The sequence below is a fragment of the Streptomyces arenae genome (genome assembly GCF_022343545.1).
Lineage (GTDB): Bacteria > Actinomycetota > Actinomycetes > Streptomycetales > Streptomycetaceae > Streptomyces > Streptomyces humi.
On the sequence record NZ_JAKQYH010000052.1, the window covers coordinates 46,002 to 64,913 of the forward strand.

An 18,912-nucleotide genomic window follows, 5' to 3' on the forward strand; every position below is an offset into this window, starting at 1 on the left:
AACAGGTCACAGGACGGAGAGCATGCCGCCGTCGACGTACAGCACCTGCCCGCCCACGAAGTCGGAGGCGGGAGAGGCGAGGAAGATCAGCGCGCCGACGAGGTCGCCGACGTCGCCCCAGCGGCCGGCCGGGGTCCGCCCCCGGACCCAGGCGCTGAACTCGTCGTCGGCGACGAGCGCCGAGGTCAGCTCGGTGTCGAAGTAGCCGGGGCCGATGCCGTTGACCTGGATGCCGAGCGGGCCGAGATCGGCACACATGCCCTTGGTGAGCATCTTCAGGCCGCCCTTGGTGGCCGAGTAGGGGGCGATGCCCGGCCGGACCGCCTCGCTCTGCAGCGAGCAGATGTTGACGATCTTGCCGTGACCCCGGGGAGCCATCCGCCGGGCGACCTCGCGGCCGACGAGGAACGCGCTGGTGAGGTTGGTGGCAAGGAGCCGCTGCCAGTCCTCGTCGGTGAAGTCGAGGAGCGGGGCGCGGTGTTGGACGCCGGTGTTGTTCACGAGGATGTCGATCGGCCCGACTTCGTCCTCGACCCGCGCGACGCCCGCCCGGACCTGCGCCGAGTCGGTGACGTCGAAGGCCGCCGTGCGGACCAGGTCGCCGAAGTCGACGGCGAGTTCCTTGCGGGCCGCTTCGAGGGCCGTACCGTGGCGGCCGTTGAGGACTACCGTGCAGCCGGCTTCCAGCAGGCCTTTGGCGAGGGCCTTGCCGATGCCGCGGCTGGAACCGGTGACCAGGGCGGTCTTTCCGGAGATGTCGAAGAGGCGATGGCTCATACTCGTACCTTCGCGGGGGAGGCCGGAGTGCCGGGCAGCGGGGTGCGTGCGGGACGGCCGGCGAGGACGTCCAGGATGTTGTCGACGGCGAGGTCGACCATGGCGGTCCGGGTGGACTCCGTCGCCGAGCCGATGTGGGGGAGTGTCACGATCCGCTCCTCGGCCACCAGCGGCGACAACTCCCGCCCCATCGGCTCGCGTTCGTAGACGTCGAGCCCGGCGGAGTGCAGCCGGCCCGACCGTACGGCGTCCAGCAGGGCCTGCTCGTCCACGACACCGCCGCGTGCGGTGCTGACGAGGGTGGCCGTGGGCTTCATGGCGGCCAGCTCCCGGACCGAGACGAGGTGTCGGGTCTGCTCGGTGAGCGGCACGTGCAGCGAGACGACGTCGGACTCGGCCAGCAGCGTCGCCAGGCTCACCGCCGTCGACAACTCCTCGCCGCCCGTGGCGTACGGGTCGTGGTGCAGCACGCGCATGCCGAAGCCCCGGGCGCGGCGGGCCACCGCGCGGCCGATCTGGCCGTAGCCGATCAGACCCAGGGTGGCGCCATGGATGTCGAGGCCGAGATAGTCATCCATCCGGAACACGTCCCAGGAGCCTGCGGCGAGGCTCGCGCCTGCGGCCGGGAGCCGGCGGCGGGCGGCCAGGATCAGGGCGAACGTGAGGTCGGCGGTGGTCTCCGCGAGCACTCCCGGGGTGTGGGTGACCACGATGCCGCGCTCGGCCGCGGCGGCCCGGTCGACGTTGTCGAAGCCCATGCTCGCCAGCGCGACCACCTCCAGCGAGGGACCAGCGGCGTCCATGAGCGCGGCGTCGACGGGGTCGTTGCCCAGCGCCAGGATCGCATCGACGCCCGGCGCCGACTCGGCGAGCTGCGCGGGGGAGGGCTTGTCGCTTCCCCGCAGGGCGACCACGTCCGCCGCCTCGGACAGCCGGGCCGGGCCGTGGCCGGGCAGATTCGCACGGGTGAGGAGCACACGCTTATTCATGGAGGGAGCTGCGGAGAGAACCATGGAGAGGAAGCTAACGACGAAACGCGAAGGCAACAAATAGCGGTTCGATGTGACGTTATTGGTTCTCCTTATCGTCCGGACCGGATTCGGTGGGTACGTCGGTGGGCGCGTCGAATGCGGTGACTAGTTCCAGGAAAAGGTCGTGCACGGCCAGCGCGGGTTCGGAAAGCGGCTGGTTGTCCGAGGTCACCATGGAAAGCTGCACCCGGATCACCGGACTCACGATCCGCCGTACCACGAGCGAGCGCAGGTCGAGGATCGCCCGGGCCGCCGACCAGGGCAGGACGGTGGCACCGAGGTCCGCGTCCACCGCGTTCACGAGGGTCAGGGCGGACTCGACCTCACCGACCACCCGCGGCCCGATCGACGCCTGCTGGAAGGCGGAGTCCACCACCTGCCGGATCGTGTGGATCCGGCTCGGCAGCAGCAGCGGCACCTCCGCGAGGTCCGCCAGGCTCACCTCGCCCTCCCCGTGCGGCACCGCGCCGCCGGGCGCGCCGATCAGGAACAGATCCTCCGAGCGCACCGGTTCGAACTGCACGCCGCGCAGCGGTCCGGCGCCGTAGATGAAGGCCATGTCCATCCGCCCGGTCATGATCGCCTCGCTGATCACACCGCCGAAGTTCTCGTTGATGTGCAGCAGGATGTCGGGGTACCGCTCGCGCACGCTCTTCAGCAGTGGCAGCGCGAGCGCCGCGCCCATGCTGTACGGCGCGAGCCCCACCGACACGCTGCCCGCGGGCGCCCGGCCCGAGATCCCGACGGCGGCATGCGCCAGGTCCACCTGCCTGAGGATCAGCTGGGCATGCCGGTACAGCGCCCGGCCGGCCTCGGTCGGCGCGACCCCGCGCTTGCTGCGGATCAGCAACTGCTGTCCGAACTGCGCTTCCAGCGCCGACAGTTGCTGGCTCAGCGCCGGCTGCGCGATGTGCAGGATGTCGGCCGCGCGTGTGATGCTCCCCGCGTCGACGATCTTGATGAAGGAGTAGAGACGTCTGGTGTCCATGCGGGGGCCCTTCGGTCGAGCGGAGCCTCATCGTAGGGAGCCGCGGGTGTGAGCGGTGTCATAGCGGTCCACGATAACGCCAAAGTAAACGTGTATTGGTGGCCTGGTGAGCGGCGCACTACGTTGTGGGAAACATCCCGCTGGGCCGGTCCGGTACCACCGGAGAAGCTCAGGTACCGGGAATTCATTCTTTCCCGGCGAGGCGTCGCTGCGAAGACGCTGCTGATCCTTTTTGATTTCCTTTCCCTGGAGGGCGTCATGACCCGCATGGTCGATCTCGTGGCCGATCTCGGCGAGGGATTCGGCGCCTACACCATGGGCGACGACGAAGCACTACTGGAATTGCTGACCTCCGCCAACGTCGCCTGCGGATTCCACGCCGGCGATCCGCGCATCATGGACACCACCGTCCGGACCTGCGTCGAGAAGCAGGTGGCCGTCGGCGCCCATCCCAGCTTCCCCGACCTCGTGGGCTTCGGCCGCCGCGCGATGGATCTGACGCCGGACGAGGTACGGACGGACGTGCTGTACCAGGTCGGCGCGCTCCAGGCGTTCGCCGTCGCGCACGGCACCCGGGTGCGGCACGTCGCCCCGCACGGCCGCCTGGGCAACCTGGTCGCCGTACGCGCCGACTACGCCGAGGCCGTCGTGGACGCCGTCGCCTCGCTGGACGAGTCGCTGATCGTCCTCGCGCAGGACGGCGAACTCGCCGACGCGGCGCGGAAACGCGGACTGCGCGTGGGCGTCGTGGGGATCGCCGACCGCGCCTACCGCGGGGACGGCACCCTCGTGCCGCGCTCCGAACCCGGAGCCGTGATCCATGACGCGGACGAGATCGCCCTGCGGACCGTGCGCATGGTCACCGAAGGCGTGATCCGCAGTGCGGACGGAACGGACCTGCCGATCGACTGCGACACCGTCCTCCTGCACGGGGACACTCCGGGAGCGCTCGCGCTCGCCCGCCGGATCCGCGAGCAACTCCTCGCGGCAGGTGTGGAGTTCGCCCGGCTCGACGACGTACTGAGCGGGACGGGGCTCCGCGGGTGAACGGTCACCTCACCATCACGGACTGCGGTGACTCCGCCCTTGTCGCGAAGGCGGTCGGCCTCGACGCCGAGCCGGCCTGGCGACTCGTCCACGGCCTGGCCGACGCCCTCGACACCCTACGGCTCCACGGTGTGCACGGCCTCGTCCCCACGTACGACGCCCTGCTCGTGGAGTTCGACTGCGCCGACATCGACCACGACACCGTCCGCCGTGTCCTGTGGCACGAGGCCGGACGCCTCGGCACCGGCCCCCGGTCGGCCGCGGCGCCCCGGCGCTTCCTGGTCCCCGTCGTCTACGGCGGCGCGTTCGGCCCCGATCTGCCCGAGGTCGCCGCTCAACTCGGCCTGACGGAGCGCGAGGTCGTCGAACTCCACTCCGGATCCGATCTCACCGTGCGCTGCCTCGGCGCGCCCGCCGGATCGCCCATGATGGACGGACCGCCCTTCCCGGTACCCGTGCCGCGCCTGGCCTCGCCTCGCACCCGGGTCGATCCCGGCTCGGTCGCCGTCGCCGGCCGGCAGGCGGTGATCTGCCCGATGCCCTCGCCCGGCGGCTGGCCCCTGCTCGGACGGACCCCGGTCCGCGTCCTCGACCTGCACGACGATCCGCTGACCCCCTACCGGCCCGGCGACACCTTCCGGTTCGTCCCCATCACCCCGGACCAGTGGGACGACCTCGTGGACCTGCCCCTGGCGGCCTGCCATGGCTGACACCCTCACCATCAACGCCTCGGGCCTCGCCACGGTGCAGGACCTCGGCCGCGTCGGCCGTTCCCACCAGGGCCTGCCCGTCAACGGGGCCCTCGACCAGTACTCGGCCCGCGTCGCCAACGTCCTGTGCGGCAACGACGAACGCGTCCCGCTCCTGGAGATCACGGCACTCGACTTCGCCTGCACCCCGTCCACCGACATCCTCGTCGCCGTCACCGGGGCGCCCGCACGGCTCACCGTCGACGGTACGGACCACTCCCAGTGGGAGCCGGTGTCCGTCCGGGCCGGCGAGACCCTTCGCGTCAGCGACATCCGCGTCGGGCTGCGCGTCTACCTGGCCGTGCTCGGCTCGTTCGAGGCCGATTACCTCCAGGGCAGCTGCGCCCCCGACACCGTCCTGGGCTTCGGCCCCGCCCTGCGCGCCGGCGACGAACTCACCCTCCGCACGGCCTGCCCGCCCCTGGACCACCCCTACTCCCGCATCCCGCTCTTCAGGCTGCGGGCCCCCGCCGCCCCGTTCACCGACGGCGGCTGGACCATCGACGTCACCGACGGCCCCGACCGGGCCGATTTCGGCGACAGCGCCTCCCGCCTGTACGGCACACCCTTCACCGTGAGCCCGCAGAGCAACCACATCGGCCTGCGGCTGCGCACCGACACCCCGCTGCCCCGCCGGACCACCAGCGGCGAGGTCCTCTCCCGCGGCGTGCCCGTCGGCGCCGTAGAGGTGCCCACCGGGGAAGAACTCCTCGTGCTGCACCGAGGCCGCGGTGTCACGGCCGGCTACCCCGTCCTCGCCGTCGTCACCGCCACCGGCCTGTCCGCTCTCGGCCAGGTCCGTCCCGGCCAGAGCGTCCGCTTCCGCCACCGCACCCTCGCCCAGGCGGTCGCCGCCCACCGCGCCCGGCGCACCGCCATCGACGCACTCACGGTCCGTGTCCGCACCGTCTTCGACACTCTCCGCATCCCCGTCCCCGTCAGCGGCTGACACCCAGCCGCCCCCAACGGCCCGCCCGCACCGAGCCGAGCCCCCTCATCCCCGCCCTGCACACGTCAGGAGACGCCATGAGCACAGTGGCCGCCGCTCAACCCGTTCCCAACACCGTCGATCCGAGTACAGCAAGGAAGATCACCCTCGCCGGCTGCGTCGGCATCTTCGCCGAGCTCTACGACAACGGCATCTTCGGCTTCATGGCCGGCACCCTGGCCGCCGTCTTCTTCCCCGGCTCCGAGAACGCCGTCCAGCTCGTCTTCCTCGGCTACGCCGTCTCCTTCTTCTTCCGCCCGCTCGGCGGCCTCATCTGCGGCCACCTCGGCGACCGCATAGGCCGCCAGCGCATGCTGGTCTTCGTCATCATGCTGATCAGCCTCGCCACCGCCGCCATCGGCATCCTGCCCACCTACGCGAGCATCGGCATCGCCGCCCCCGCACTGCTCATCCTGCTCCGCGTCGCCCAGGGCTTCTCCGTCGGCGGCGAGGCGTCCGGCGCGATGAGCTTCCTCGCCGAACACGCCCCCGAGGGCAAGCGCGGCCTGTACACCAGCTACGCCCAGATCGCCTCCTTCCTCTCCCTGCTCACCGGCACCCTGATCGCCGCCGCCATGACCAGCGGACTGGGTGCCGAACGCATGGAGTCCTGGGGCTGGCGCATCCCCTTCCTGCTCGCCGTACCGCTCGGCATCACCGGCATCTACATCCGCAAGCGGATCAGCGACACGCCCAACTTCACCCGCCTGCAAGAAGAGGGCGGCCTGTCGAAGAACCCCCTCAAGGAGGCCTTCACCTCCGCCGAGCACCGCCGCGCCATGCTGCTGGCCCTGTTCATCCCCCTGATGAACGGCTCCGGCTACTACGTCCTGTTCACCTACATGCCCACCTTCATGAGCACCGAGCTGCACTTCAGCAAGGTCCAGGGCCTCCTCGTCACCGCCTCCAGCCTGGTCGTGATCTGTCTGGCCATCCCGTACATGGGCCGGCTCTCCGACCGGCTGGGCCGCAAGAAGGTCATCGCCGGTGCCGCGGTCGCCATGGCCGTCGTCGGCATCCCCTGTTACCTCCTCATCGGCACCGGCAACGTCGCGCTCGCCGTCCTCGGCGCGTGTCTCATGGCCGCCGTGTTCGCCGGGCACACCGGTGTCATCCACATCCTGCTCGTCGAACTCTTCCCCACCCGGGTCCGCTACTCCGCCTACGGCCTGGGCTACAACGTCTCCGCCGCCCTCTTCGGCGGCACCGCCCCGCTGCTGATGACCTACCTCATCGCCCGCACCGGTGACGTCCACGTGCCGGCCTACTACGCCGTCCTCACCGCGCTCGGCACCCTCGTCGCCGTCTCACGGGTCAAGGACCGGGCCCACCTGCCCCTGCGCGACGTCTGACCGCCCGCAAGGAAACCCCCACAGAACAAGGAGCACCCGCATGCCCATCTCCGACTACAGGACCGCCCTCGTCACGGGAGCATCCACCGGAATCGGAGCCGCGGTTGTGGAACGCCTGGCCAAGCGTGGACTCGAAGTCCACGCTGTGGCCCGCAACGCCGAACGACTGGCGGCCCTCGCCGACGCCACCGGCTGCGTTCCGCACGCCGTGGACATCACCGACACCGAAGCGCTGGCCGCCGTTCTGGACGGCCTGGAGATCGACGTCCTGGTGAACAACGCGGGCGTCTCGCGTACCGGCAACATCCTGACCGCCGACGAGTTCGCCGTCGACGAGCAGATCGCCGTCAACATCCAGGCGGTCCTGCACCTGGTACGCCTGCTCATGCCCGGCATGGTGGAGCGCGACCTCGGCCACATCGTCAACATCAGCTCCATCGCCGGCGTCTACAACTTCGGCGGCAACACGATCTACCACGCCACCAAGGCGGCCGTGCACACCCTCTCCCGCCAGCTGCGGGTCGACGGGTACGGCAAGCGGCTCCGCGTCACCGAGATCTGCCCCGGCCGCGTCGAGACGGAGATCTTCGGCCGGCTCCTCGGCGACATGGAGGAGGCACAGCGGCAGTTCTACGACGGTTACGAGTCCCTCAAGCCCGAGGACATCGCCGACGCCATCGAGTTCGCCGTCGACTCACCCCGGCACGTCAACATCGGCCACATCGAGATCCTGCCCACCTTCCAGGTCCCCGGCGGCCTGAACTTCGAGCGCCGGGAGGGCTGAGCACATGGATACGGCCAAGAGGGTCCGCCGGATCAACCCCTCGCCCAGCGTGGCGGCGGCGCAGCGGGTGAGGGAACTGAAGAGCCAGGGTCTGGCCATCCACGACCTGACCGTCGGCGAGCCCGACTTCGACACCCCCGAGCACGTCAAGGCCGCCGCGATCCGGGCGATCGAGGCGGGAGAGACCAAGTACACCCCCGTCAACGGCACCACGGCCCTGCGCACCGCGATCATCGACCGGCTCCGGCGCCGCCACGGCCTCGTGTACACCGACGCGCAGATCACGGTCGGCGGCGGGGCCAAGCAGGTCATCTTCCTCGCCCTGACGGCCACGCTGGACGAGGGCGACGAGGTCGTGATCCCGGCCCCGTACTGGGTGTCGTACCCCGACATGGTCCGCGCCAACGACGGCACGCCCGTCATCGTCGACTGCCCGGAGTCGGACGGCTTCAAGCTGACCCCGGACGGGCTGCGCGGGGCGCTCACCGAGCGCACCCGCTGGGTCGTCCTCAACACCCCCGGAAACCCCACCGGATCCGCCTACAGCACCGGCGAACTCCGCGCACTCGCCGAGGTGTTGCTGGACCACCCGCACGTCCGTGTCCTCACCGACGAGATCTACGACGAGATCTGGTACGACGACGGCGACCACCCGTCGCTCGCGGCCGCAGAACCCCGCCTGGCCGGCCGGGTGTTCCTCACCAACGGCGTCTCCAAGACCTACGCCATGACGGGTTGGCGCATCGGCTACGGCGCGGGCCCCGTCGATCTGGTGGCCGCGATCAACACCCTCCAGTCGCAGATCTCCTCCTGCCCGTCCTCCGTCAGCCAGGCCGCGGCCGCCGCCGCGCTGGCAGGTCCGCAGGACTTCGTACGGGAGACCGTCGACGTCTACCGGACGCGACGCGACACCACCGTCAAACTCATCGGCGAGACACCGGGCCTGAGCTGCACCACCCCGAGCGGAGCCTTCTACGTCCTGGTCGACTGCCGGCCGTACCTGGGCAGGTTCACCCCGGCGGGCACCCGGATCGAGAACGACGAGGACTTCGCCCGCCACCTTCTGGAGGACCAGCAGGTGGCGGTGATCCACGGATCCGCGTACGGAGCCCCCGGCTACTTCCGGATCTCCTTCGCCACCTCCACGGAGATCCTCACCGAAGCCTGCGCACGGATCACAGCCGCCTGCGCCACCCTGTCCGAGAGGCCGTCATGATCCGCGTCAGCACCAAGTTCGACCGCCCCGCCCCGGAACTCGTCGAACGCCTCGGCGCCTACTCCTCGGCCACCATCCACGAGGCACAGGGACGGCTCGGCGCCCTCGACTCGACCATCAAACCCGTGGACCACCGCATGTCCGTCTGCGGCCCCGCCTTCACGGTCCAGTGCGCACCCCGCGACAACCTCATGCTCCAGACCGCCATCGCCTACGCCCGCCCCGGCGACGTCATCGTCGTCTCCGCCGGCGCCTACCGCGAGGCCGGCTCCTTCGGCGACGTCCTCGCCAACGCCTGCCAGTCCAAGGGGATCGCGGGCCTGGTCACCGACACCGGCGTCCGGGACACCGAGGACCTGCGGGCCCTCGGCTTCCCGGTCTTCTCCCACAGCGTCTGCATCAAGGGCACCGTCAAGGAGACCGTCGGACCCATGTGCGAGCCCATCACCGTCGGCGGCCAGCTCGTCCGCCCCGGCGACGTGATCCGCGCGGACGCCGACGGTGTCGTGGTCGTGCGCCGCGAGGACGCCGCGGAGGTGGCGGTGGCGTCCCAGGAGCGGGTCGACGCCGAGGACGGCTACATCTCCGCCTACCGGGCGGGCAGGACCGTCATCGACATCTGCAACCTGACACCGCTCCTCGCCGCCAAGGGTCTGGTGATCGACGAGGACTGAGGGAGAACGCTCAACCGTCCGGGTTGGCCAGGCACTTCAGACGCTGCTCGCGCTCGACGGCCAACTCCCCCCTGACGTCCCCGGCCGAACGCGGGCCCAGGTGTCGTCGACCAGCAGCCGCTGGAGCGGCACGGGCCGGCGGGCGGGGCTGTCGGCCTTCTCCCGCTCGTCGACCCGGCAGGTCGGTCAGTGCGGACGCGGGGTGTTGGCCGGCGCCCGCGGTGTCAGCGACACCTTCGGTCTCCGCCCTCACCTGGAGGGACGGGCGGACGGAGGTGGGCGAGCCGTTTGGACAGGTCGGGAAACTCGGACTGCCACCGCGTACGTCGAGGTCAAGGCCGTGGTCGCGGCTCCAGGGTTTCTGAGGCACGACTGTGGCGATGCGGCTACGCGGGTTCATATCGACTTGCACCATATGTCCAGGTCTCTCAACAAGGGCTGACTTGCGAGTGCTCCGTGTGGTCGGCGAGTTCCGGTGGGCGGCGGCGGAGGTGCCTGCGGGGTGGAGGTGCCTGCGGGTCACGGCCTGACGGTATGCCGAGGCCGGGTCCTGTCTCCCGGGCGAGTCCCGGCCTTTCGGCTCGCAGGCCCGGACCGCCTCTCCTTACAGGGAGCTTTCCTCGCAGTCATATCGCCGTAACACCCAGCGGGTCCACTTGCATGAAACGATGATTCTCATCAGTGGACGCTAGGTGTCCACCAGCGAGGAGGGCCCCATGACGACCCACCTGGAAACGGACGCACCCGATCTCGCCGAGCTGGTCCGCGCCGACGGCATCGAGTTCATCCTCGCCGTCTTCGTCGACCTGACCGGCAAGCCGTGCGCCAAGCTCGTCCCGGCGCAGGCCGTCGAGGAACTGCGTGACGAGGGCGTCGGCTTCGCCGGGTACGCGGCCGGCGCGCTCGGTCAGCAGCCCAGCGACCCGGACGTCGTCGCCCGGCCCGACGCCGCCTCGTACACCCCGATCCCCTTCGTGAAGCCGGGCCTCGCCCTGGTGCACTGCGACCCGCACGTGGAAGGCGAACCGTGGCCGTACGCACCGCGCGTCATCCTGCGCAGCCTGCTGGAGCGGGCCGCGGGCCACGGCCTGTCGCTGTCCGTGGGCGCCGAGGTCGAGTACTTCCTGGTCAACCGGGACGAGCACGGCGTGCTCAGCGTCGCCGACGTCAGGGACACGGCGCCGCAGCCGTGTTACGACGCGCGCGGGCTGACCCGGATGTACGACCACCTCGCCGCTGTCTCCACCGCGATGAACAGCCTCGGCTGGGGCAACTACGCCAACGACCACGAGGACGGCAACGGCCAGTTCGAGCAGAACTTCAAGCACGCCGACGCCCTCACCACCGCCGACCGGGTCATCACCATGCGGTATCTGGTGTCGGTCCTCGCCGAACAGCGCGGCATGACCGCCACCTTCATGCCGAAGCCGTTCACCGACCGGACGGGCACCGGCATGCATCTGCACATGTCGCTGTGGCGGGGCGACCAGCCCGCCTTCCCGGACCCGGCGGACGCCCGTGGTCTCGGCCTCTCACCGCTCGCCTACTCCTTCGTCGCCGGAATCGTCGAGCACGCGCGGGCGCTGCAGGCCGTCATCGCGCCCACCGTCAACTCGTACAAGCGGACCGGGGCCACCGCCACCCGCTCCGGCGCCACCTGGTCACCGCGGATCGCGGGCTATGGCGGCAACGACCGCACCCACTTCATCCGCGTCCCCGACGGCAATCGCATCGAACTGCGCGGTGGCGACGGCGCCGCCAACCCCTACCTCGCCGCTGCCGCCGCCCTGGCCGCCGGGCTCGACGGCATCGAACGCGGCCTCGACCCGGGCGAGCCGGGCGCCGGCGGCAAGGGGCACGAGCTGCCGCCCACGCTGCTGCACTCGGTCGAGGCGCTCCAGGCGGACGACGTGATCAGCGGCGCCCTGGACGCGGCCGGGCCGGGGGTGAGCCGGTACTTCGCCGATCTCAAGCGCGAGGAGTTCTTCGACTGGCACTCCACGGTCGGCGCGTGGGAACTGGACCGGTACCTCACCGCCTTCTGACCCCTGTTCCCCACCAAGCCAGAGAAGCCAGAGAAGCCAGAGAAGTCAGAGAAGCAACAAGAGGAGAAGCCGCATGTGCGGAATCGTCGGGCTCCATCTACGGGACCCCTCCCTCGAACCCAGGCTCGGCGAGTTGCTGACCGCGATGCTCGGCCAGGTCGTCGAGCGCGGCCCGGACTCCGCGGGCGTCGCGGTCTACGGCGACCCCGTCCTCTCGCCCCCGGGGCGCGCCGTCGTCTCCCTGCTGGGGACCACGCCCACCGAGGTGGAAGCCGGCCTGCCAGGGACCGTCGCTGTCGCCGCCGACGCCACCACCGTGGTGCACGCCGACCTGCCGGTCGCCGACCTGCTCGCCGCCGTGGCCCGTGCGCTGCCCCACGCCACCGTCATCGGCTCCGGCACGGACATGGCCGTACTCAAGGGCACCGGAGACCCCGTCGAGCTGGCGCGGTCCTTCGGGCTGGAAGGGGTGTCCGGCTGGCAGGGCGTCGGCCACACCCGCATGGCCACCGAGTCCGCCGTCACGGCCGAGGGCGCGCATCCCTTCTCGGTCGGCCCGGGCCAGTGCCTGGTGCACAACGGCTCCTTCGCCAACCACGCCACCATCCGGCGTGAACTGCGCGCTCAGGGCGTGCGTTTCGACAGTGAGAACGACTCCGAGGTGGGCGCCCGCTTCGTCGCCCAGCAGCTGGAACAGGGCGCCGACCTGGAGAAGGCACTCAAGCTGCTGTGCGAACGCTTCGACGGTTTCTACACGCTGCTCGTGTCCACGGCCGACTCCTTCGCCGTCGTCCGCGACGCCATCGCCTGCAAGCCCGCAATGGTCGCCGAGACCGACGCCTGGGTGGCCATGGCCTCCGAGTACCGGGCCCTGGACGTCCTCCCGGGCATCGAGCACGCCCGCATCTTCGAACCCGAGCCGGAAGAGGTGTACGTATGGCGACGCTGATCGACCTCGCCGAGACCCCCGTACGGGAGCTCAACCAGGCCCTGCACACCACGGACGCCACCTCCTGGCGGATCCTGAACCCGCGCGGCGCGCACGCCGTGGCCTGCGGCGTCCGCGAGGACCACACGGTCGTCGTCGAGGGCCACGTCGGCTACTACTGCGCCGGAATGAACCAGCGCGCCGACGTCACGATCCACGGCAACGCCGGCACCGGAGTCGCCGAGAACATGATGTCCGGCACGGTCCGGGTGCGCGGCAACGCCTCCCAGTCCGCGGGCGCCACCGCGCACGGCGGCCTGCTGGTGATCGACGGCGATGCCTCCGCCCGCTGCGGGATCTCCATGAAGGGCGTGGACATCGTGGTCGGCGGCGGTATCGGTCACATGGGCGCCTTCATGGGACAGGCCGGACGCCTCGTCGTGTGCGGCGACGCGGGCGACGCCCTCGGCGACTCCCTCTACGAGGCCCGCATCTACGTCCGGGGCACGGTCAGGTCCCTCGGCGCCGACTGCGTGCAGAAGGACATGCGCGACGAACACCTCACCGAACTCGCCGGACTGCTCAAGGCGGCCGAGCGCGACGAGGACCCCGCCGACTTCCGCCGCTACGGCTCCGCCCGTCGGCTGTACCACTTCAAGACCGACAACTCATCGGCGTACTGAGGGAGTTCAACCATGGACCTCGCATCCCAGGGCCTGCGCGAGTCGGCCACCTTCGACCGCGCCACCATCCACGCCATCCAGCGCGCCGCCGACACCGGCGTCTACGACATCCGCGGCTGGGGCGCCAAGCGGAAACTCCCGCACTTCGACGACCTGTTGCTGCTGGGCGCCTCCATGTCCCGCTATCCGCTGGAGGGTTACCGCGAACGCTGCGACACGGACGTCGTCCTCGGCACCCGCCACGCGAAGAACCCGCTGCGCCTGGCCACCCCGGTCACCATCGCCGGCATGAGCTTCGGCGCCCTGTCCGCGCAGGCGAAGGAGGCGCTCGGCAGGGGAGCGTCGGAGGCGGGCACGTCCACGACCACCGGCGACGGCGGGATGACCCCCGAGGAGCGCGGCCACTCCAAGCACCTGGTGTACCAGTACCTGCCGTCCCGCTACGGCATGAACCCCGACGACCTGCGGGCCGCCGACGCGATCGAGGTCGTCCTCGGCCAGGGTGCCAAGCCCGGCGGCGGCGGCATGCTCCTCGGCCAGAAGATCACCGAACGGGTCGCCGGAATGCGCACCCTGCCCGTCGGCATCGACCAGCGCAGTGCCTCCCGTCACCCCGACTGGACGGGCCCCGACGACCTCGCCATCAAGATCCTCGAACTGCGCGAGATCACCGACTGGGAGAAGCCGGTCTACGTCAAGGTCGGCGCGACGCGGACGTACTACGACGTGAAGCTGGCCGTCCACGCGGGCGCCGACGTCGTGGTGGTCGACGGCATGCAGGGCGGCACGGCGGCCACCCAGGACGTCTTCATCGAGCACGTCGGCATCCCGACCCTCGCGGCGCTGCCCCAGGCGGTCCGCGCGCTCCAGGAGCTGGGCGTCCACCGCGAGGTCCAGCTGGTGGTCTCCGGTGGCATCCGCTCCGGCGCCGACATGGCCAAGGCCCTCGCCCTCGGGGCGGACGCCGTGGCCATCGGCACCGCCGCCCTGATCGCGCTCGGCGACAACCACCCGAGGTACGACGCCGAGTACCGGCGACTGGGTTCCGCGGCAGGCTACTTCGACGACTACCAGGACGGCCGCGACCCGGCCGGCATCTCCACCCAGGACGAGGAACTCGCCGCCCGGCTGGACCCGGTCGAGGGAGGCCGCCGCCTGGCCAACTTCCTCCGGGTGATGACCATGGAGGCCCAGACCCTCGCCCGCGCCTGTGGCAAGGCGCACCTTCTCCACCTCGAACCCGAGGACCTGGTCGCCCTCACCATCGAGTCCGCCGCCATGGCCCGGGTCCCGCTCGCGGGCACCGACTGGATCCCGGGAACCGCGCTGTGATCGTCGTCGTCGGCGCCGGACTCATGGGCGCGGCCACCGCCTGGCAGCTCGCCCGCCGGGGCCACGAGGTCACCCTGATCGAGGCGTACGACATCGGCCACCGGCGCGGCAGTTCGCACGGCAGCTCCCGGATCTTCCGGAGGGCGTACGCCGACTCCCTCTACGTACGGCTGACCGGGCGGGCACAAGAGGAATGGCGGGAGCTGGAGCGCGACGCCTCGGCTTCCCTGCTGAGGCTGACCGGTGGCCTCGATCTCGGCTCGGGCCGCGATCCGGTGGGTCTGGCCGCCGTACTGGCGGTGTCCGGGGTGCCGCACGAACTCCTGGACCCGGACGAGGCCGCGGCGCGCTGGCCGCACATCCGCTTCACCGGCCCGGCGCTGTACCACCCGGACGCGGGCGTGGTGGACGCCGACGCCACGGTCGCCGCCTGTGTACGCCGGGCCACCGAACTGGGCGCCGTGGTGCTCACCGGACGCCGGGTCGAGGGCATCGACGTCCAGGGGGCAGGCGCGGAGGGCAAGGCCCGGGTGCGCACGGACGACGGCCGGGAGATCATCGCGGACACGGTCGTGATCGCCGCCGGTCCCTGGCTGCCCAGCCTCGGTCTGCCCGTCCCCCTGCCGCCGTTGCGCGTGACCCAGCAGCAGGTCTTCCACTTCCGGCAACGGGATCCGGACCTCCTGTGGCCCATCCTGGTCTCCAAGGACACGACGATGCAGGTCTTCGGCCTGCCGTCGGGCAGCGACGGGGGCCGGTCGCCGGCGGTGAAGGTCGCGGAACACGACCGCGGTACCCCGACCACGGCCAGCACCCGCAGTGGTGTGGTCGACACGTCCTCCCGCGCCCGGATCCGGGACTTCGTGCGGGACCGCCTGCCCGGCCTCGTGCCGGAGCCGGTCGCCGAGGCGACCTGCCTCTACACGACCACCCCCGACGAGGACTTCGTCCTCGACCGCCACGGCCCCCTCGTGATCGTCTCCCCGTGCTCCGGCCACGGCGCCAAGTTCGCCCCGCTCATCGGGGCGATGGCCGCCGACCTGGCCACCGGCCGGGCCGAGCCGCATCCTCGGTTCCGGTTGGATCGCACGGCCCGGGAAGCGGCTGAAACCCACCCTTAATGCGGTGCGCGAGCGGCCCGTAACGCACCCTCGGTCTACTGAGGCGAAACACTGTTTCCTTCCACTGGACCACTCCGCGGAGCGTGCGCATGGACACCGGAAGTACCGCCTGGATGCTCGCCAGTACGGCCCTCGTCTGTCTGATGGTGCCGGGGCTGGCACTCTTCTACGGCGGCATGGTGGCCGCCAAGAGCGTCCTCAACATGATCATGATGACCTTCGGCTCCGTCGCCCTGGTCGGCTGCATCTGGGTCGTCTACGGCTTCTCGGCCTCGTTCGGCGACTCGATCGGGGGCGCGGGACTGCTCGGCGACGTCACCGAGTACTTCGGGCTGAGCGGCGTCATGGCCGACGACCCGAAGGCGACCATCCCCCTGTCCGTCTTCGTCGCCTTCCAGGCCCTGTTCGCGGCCCTGACCGCCGCCCTGATCTGCGGGGCCATCTCGGACCGCATCAAGTTCGGCGCCTGGATGGCGTTCACCGGTATCTGGGTGACCCTGGTCTATCTGCCGGTCGCGCACTGGGTGTTCGCCTTCGACGGCAAGGGCGTGGTCGGCGGCTGGATCGTCAACAAGCTCGGCGCCATCGACTTCGCGGGCGGTACGGCCGTCCACATCAACTCCGGTGCCGCCGCCCTGGCGGTGATCCTGGTCCTCGGCCGGCGCCTGGGCTGGAAGAAGGGCGGCGCCACGGAACGTCCGCACAACCTGCCGCTGGTGATGCTCGGCGCGGGACTGCTGTGGTTCGGCTGGTTCGGCTTCAACGGCGGCTCCGCGCTCACCTCGTCCAACGCGGCCTCCGTCGTCGTCCTCAACACCTTCACCGCGACCTGCTCCGCGATGCTCGGCTGGCTCCTCGTGGAGAAGCTCCGCGACGGCCATGCCACGAGCCTGGGCGCCGCGTCCGGCGCGATCGCCGGACTGGTCGCCATCACCCCGTCCTGCGGCGCGGTGTCCCCGGTCGGCGCGCTGGCGCTGGGCGCCATCGGCGGCGCGGTCTGCGCACTCGCCGTCGGCCTGAAGTACAGGCTCGGCTACGACGACTCCCTCGACGTGGTCGGCATCCACCTCGTCGGCGGCATCACCGGCACCCTGCTGGTGGGCGTGCTGGCCACCTCGGACGCCCCCAACGGCGTCGACGGCCTCCTCTACGGAGGCGGCTTCTCCCTGCTCGGCAAGCAGGCCGTGGGCGCCTTCGCCGTCCTGCTGTACTCCTTCGCCGTCACCTGGGTGATCGCCAAGGTGCTGGACAGGACGATGGGGCTGCGGGTCCGTCCCGAGGTGGAGGAGGGCGGCGTCGACCGCCACCTGCACGCCGAGAGCGCGTACGACCTGCTCCACCCCACGCCTGCCCCCGCGCCTGCCGTCGCCGCGCAGCCGGCGGGCTGAGCGGGTCGCCGCGCGGGGTGTCCGGTCGGTGGCCGCGAGCGTCGGTGCGGACGGTGGGAACCGCCGTCCGCACGGTGCCCGCCACCGGAAGGCCGGGGAACGGCGGGTACGTGCCCGGCCGCGACCGCGAGGCCGAATCCGCCCCGCCCGTCCGGGAGTCGGCCACTGAACCGCACCGGACCGCACGGGTTCGAGCCGCGCCGTGTTCCGCCCGCACCGGACCGCACGGCGCCCGAGCCGCGCCGTGTCCCGACCGCACACCAAGCCGGGGGCGCGGCCGGGACACGGCGCCGTTACGGCAGAATGGCCCGTATGACGACTGATCCCGATTCCCCCGATCTCCAGGCCCGTGCCGCCGCGATGCCCGACCGGGAGGTAGCCCCCGGGCAGGCGGCGCAGGAGCTGGGGCTCGAAGTCGTCATCGGGCGGCAGGTCAGGGAGTACCGCACGGCGGCGGGCCTGTCGATCGCCGAGATGGCGGCCCGGGTGGGCGTTTCCAAGGCCATGCTCTCCAAGATCGAGAACGCGCAGACCTCCTGCAGCCTCACCACGCTCGGCCGCCTCGCCACCGGCTTGGGCATCCCCGTCACCGCGCTGTTCCGCGGGGTCGACGCCGATCGCGAGGCCGTCTTCGTCCTCGCCGGGCAGGGCGCCCGCATCGTGCGCCGGGGCAGCCGGGTCGGGCACCTCTACGAACTGCTCGGCGCGCTCCGCGGCCCCCACAAGAGGATGGAAGCCGTCCTGGTGACCCTCACCGAACAGAGCGAGGTCTTCCCCCTCTTCCAGCACCCCGGCACCGAGCTGCTGTACATGCTGGAGGGCGAGATGGTCTACGGCCACGGCGAGGCCAGCTACACCATGCGCCCGGGCGACGCGCTCCAGCTCGACGGCGAGGGACCCCACGGCCCCCAGGAACTGGTGACCCTGCCCATCCGCTTCCTGTCCGTCACCGCGTTCGGGGACCACGCTCCGGACTGACGAGGCCCGTGCGCGGCCGGGTCGGCGCCCATCCGCTTCGTCTCGCGGCCGACCGCGCACCCGCCGCCTTCCGGGCGGCCTTGAGATCAGGAGCCCGCCGAGCCGGACCTGACGTGGCGGCCTTCGACCGGCAGGGCCGCCAGCAGGGCGCTCCGGCTGGCCCTGACATGCTCACGCATCACACGCTCGGCGCTGTCGCCGTCCTTCGCGAGGATCAGCTCCAGGACGGTGTGGTGTTCGCGGTCGGACTGGGTGGGGCGGCCCGGTTGGCTCAGCGAGGTGTTCACCAGCCGGGAGTAGGCCAGCTGATTCATCAGCATCCGGTAGTGGGCTTCCAGCTTGCTGTTGTCGGAGCCGGCGATCAGCAGGTCGTGGAACTCCAGGACCAGCGCCGCGTACCGTTCCCGGTCGTCCGCCTCCACCGCCTCGTCGGCCTCACGCAGATTTCGTTCGAGCGCGTCGATCTCCGCCACACGGCCGCGCTGGGCGAGCAGGCGCGCAGCCGCGCCTTCCAGGAGTTCCTTCATCTCGAAGAGTTCCGTGATCTCACGGCGGGACGGGGTGGTGACGAACGTCCCGACCCGGGGCCGGATCTCGACCAGCCCTTCTGTCTGGAGCTGCTTGAGGGCTTCGCGCACGGGCGTACGACTCACACCGAACTCGTCCGCGAGAGCGAGCTCCGACAGCGGAGCCCCGGGTTCGATCTCGCCCTTGATGATGCGCCTGCGCATTTCGGCTATCACCGTGGCCTGCATCGAGCCTCCCCCAGCCTTCGGCCGGGGGGACCCCCCTTTCGGTTCGCTCTTCGCGCGATTCACCGAGTCTTCCTCC

At 70.9% G+C, this 18,912-nt stretch carries 18 protein-coding genes; 14 read left to right on the top strand and 4 right to left on the bottom strand.

The window, feature by feature from the left end; genetic code table 11:
* Window positions 1-6: 6 nt before the first annotated feature.
* The 3 genes from MB828_RS22635 to nac form a co-directional block, all read right to left on the bottom strand.
* The gene (locus MB828_RS22635) at window positions 7-777 is read right to left on the bottom strand and encodes an SDR family oxidoreductase (RefSeq protein WP_301649796.1); all 771 of its coding nucleotides are present in this window, start codon (window positions 775-777) and stop codon (window positions 7-9) included.
* Window positions 774-1,766 carry a 2-hydroxyacid dehydrogenase gene (locus tag MB828_RS22640; RefSeq protein WP_301649797.1) on the bottom strand — a complete coding sequence of 331 codons (993 nt, stop codon included), beginning with the start codon at window positions 1,764-1,766 and terminating at the stop codon, window positions 774-776. The genes MB828_RS22635 and MB828_RS22640 overlap by 4 nt, the downstream gene beginning before the upstream one ends.
* A 79-nt stretch (window positions 1,767-1,845) precedes the next feature.
* On the bottom strand, window positions 1,846-2,796 hold the full coding sequence (nac, locus tag MB828_RS22645) for a nitrogen assimilation transcriptional regulator NAC (protein ID WP_301649798.1): 951 nt from the start codon (window positions 2,794-2,796) through the stop codon (window positions 1,846-1,848).
* Window positions 2,797-3,054: 258 nt separating this feature from the next.
* On the opposite strand from nac, the gene MB828_RS22650 reads away from it, so the two are divergent.
* From MB828_RS22650 to MB828_RS22715, 14 genes are all read left to right on the top strand, one after another.
* Window positions 3,055-3,843, top strand: coding sequence for a LamB/YcsF family protein (locus MB828_RS22650; RefSeq protein WP_301649799.1), 789 nt, complete (start codon window positions 3,055-3,057; stop codon window positions 3,841-3,843).
* Window positions 3,840-4,553, top strand: a complete 714-nt coding sequence (locus MB828_RS22655; protein ID WP_301649800.1) for a 5-oxoprolinase subunit B family protein — start codon at window positions 3,840-3,842, stop codon at window positions 4,551-4,553. The genes MB828_RS22650 and MB828_RS22655 overlap by 4 nt, the downstream gene beginning before the upstream one ends.
* The gene (locus MB828_RS22660) at window positions 4,546-5,541 is read left to right on the top strand and encodes a biotin-dependent carboxyltransferase family protein (protein WP_301649801.1); all 996 of its coding nucleotides are present in this window, start codon (window positions 4,546-4,548) and stop codon (window positions 5,539-5,541) included. The genes MB828_RS22655 and MB828_RS22660 overlap by 8 nt, the downstream gene beginning before the upstream one ends.
* Window positions 5,542-5,618: 77 nt before the next feature.
* Entirely contained in the window at window positions 5,619-6,932 is a 1,314-nt protein-coding gene (locus MB828_RS22665) for an MFS transporter (RefSeq protein WP_301649802.1), read from the top strand.
* 40 nt (window positions 6,933-6,972) lie between these two features.
* Window positions 6,973-7,716, top strand: coding sequence for an SDR family oxidoreductase (locus MB828_RS22670; protein ID WP_301649803.1), 744 nt, complete (start codon window positions 6,973-6,975; stop codon window positions 7,714-7,716).
* Between the two features lie 4 nt (window positions 7,717-7,720).
* Window positions 7,721-8,932, top strand: a complete 1,212-nt coding sequence (locus tag MB828_RS22675) for an aspartate transaminase (protein ID WP_301649804.1) — start codon at window positions 7,721-7,723, stop codon at window positions 8,930-8,932.
* On the top strand, window positions 8,929-9,606 hold the full coding sequence (locus MB828_RS22680; protein ID WP_301649805.1) for a 4-carboxy-4-hydroxy-2-oxoadipate aldolase/oxaloacetate decarboxylase: 678 nt from the start codon (window positions 8,929-8,931) through the stop codon (window positions 9,604-9,606). Before MB828_RS22675 ends, MB828_RS22680 begins: the two co-directional genes overlap by 4 nt.
* Window positions 9,607-10,322: 716 nt before the next feature.
* Window positions 10,323-11,651 carry a type III glutamate--ammonia ligase gene (gene glnT, locus MB828_RS22685; RefSeq protein ID WP_301649806.1) on the top strand — a complete coding sequence of 443 codons (1,329 nt, stop codon included), beginning with the start codon at window positions 10,323-10,325 and terminating at the stop codon, window positions 11,649-11,651.
* A gap of 73 nt (window positions 11,652-11,724) precedes the next feature.
* The gene (locus MB828_RS22690) at window positions 11,725-12,600 is read left to right on the top strand and encodes a class II glutamine amidotransferase (protein WP_301649807.1); all 876 of its coding nucleotides are present in this window, start codon (window positions 11,725-11,727) and stop codon (window positions 12,598-12,600) included.
* Complete coding sequence (locus tag MB828_RS22695; RefSeq protein ID WP_301649808.1) at window positions 12,588-13,262, top strand: glutamate synthase; 675 nt, start codon at window positions 12,588-12,590, stop codon at window positions 13,260-13,262. Before MB828_RS22690 ends, MB828_RS22695 begins: the two co-directional genes overlap by 13 nt.
* Window positions 13,263-13,274: 12 nt before the next feature.
* A complete protein-coding gene (locus MB828_RS22700) occupies window positions 13,275-14,594 on the top strand; it encodes an FMN-binding glutamate synthase family protein (protein ID WP_301649809.1) in 1,320 nt (439 codons plus the stop codon).
* Window positions 14,591-15,715: an N-methyl-L-tryptophan oxidase gene (gene solA / locus MB828_RS22705; RefSeq protein WP_301649810.1), complete on the top strand. Its 1,125-nt coding sequence runs from the start codon at window positions 14,591-14,593 to the stop codon at window positions 15,713-15,715. Before MB828_RS22700 ends, solA begins: the two co-directional genes overlap by 4 nt.
* Before the next feature lie 89 nt (window positions 15,716-15,804).
* Entirely contained in the window at window positions 15,805-17,103 is a 1,299-nt protein-coding gene (locus MB828_RS22710) for an ammonium transporter (protein ID WP_301649811.1), read from the top strand.
* A 312-nt stretch (window positions 17,104-17,415) separates the two neighbouring features.
* Entirely contained in the window at window positions 17,416-18,081 is a 666-nt protein-coding gene (locus tag MB828_RS22715; protein ID WP_301649812.1) for an XRE family transcriptional regulator, read from the top strand.
* 86 nt (window positions 18,082-18,167) lie between these two features.
* Here MB828_RS22715 and MB828_RS22720 read toward each other — a convergent pair whose 3' ends face one another.
* Window positions 18,168-18,836 carry a GntR family transcriptional regulator gene (locus tag MB828_RS22720; RefSeq protein ID WP_301649813.1) on the bottom strand — a complete coding sequence of 223 codons (669 nt, stop codon included), beginning with the start codon at window positions 18,834-18,836 and terminating at the stop codon, window positions 18,168-18,170.
* Window positions 18,837-18,912 lie beyond the last annotated feature (76 nt).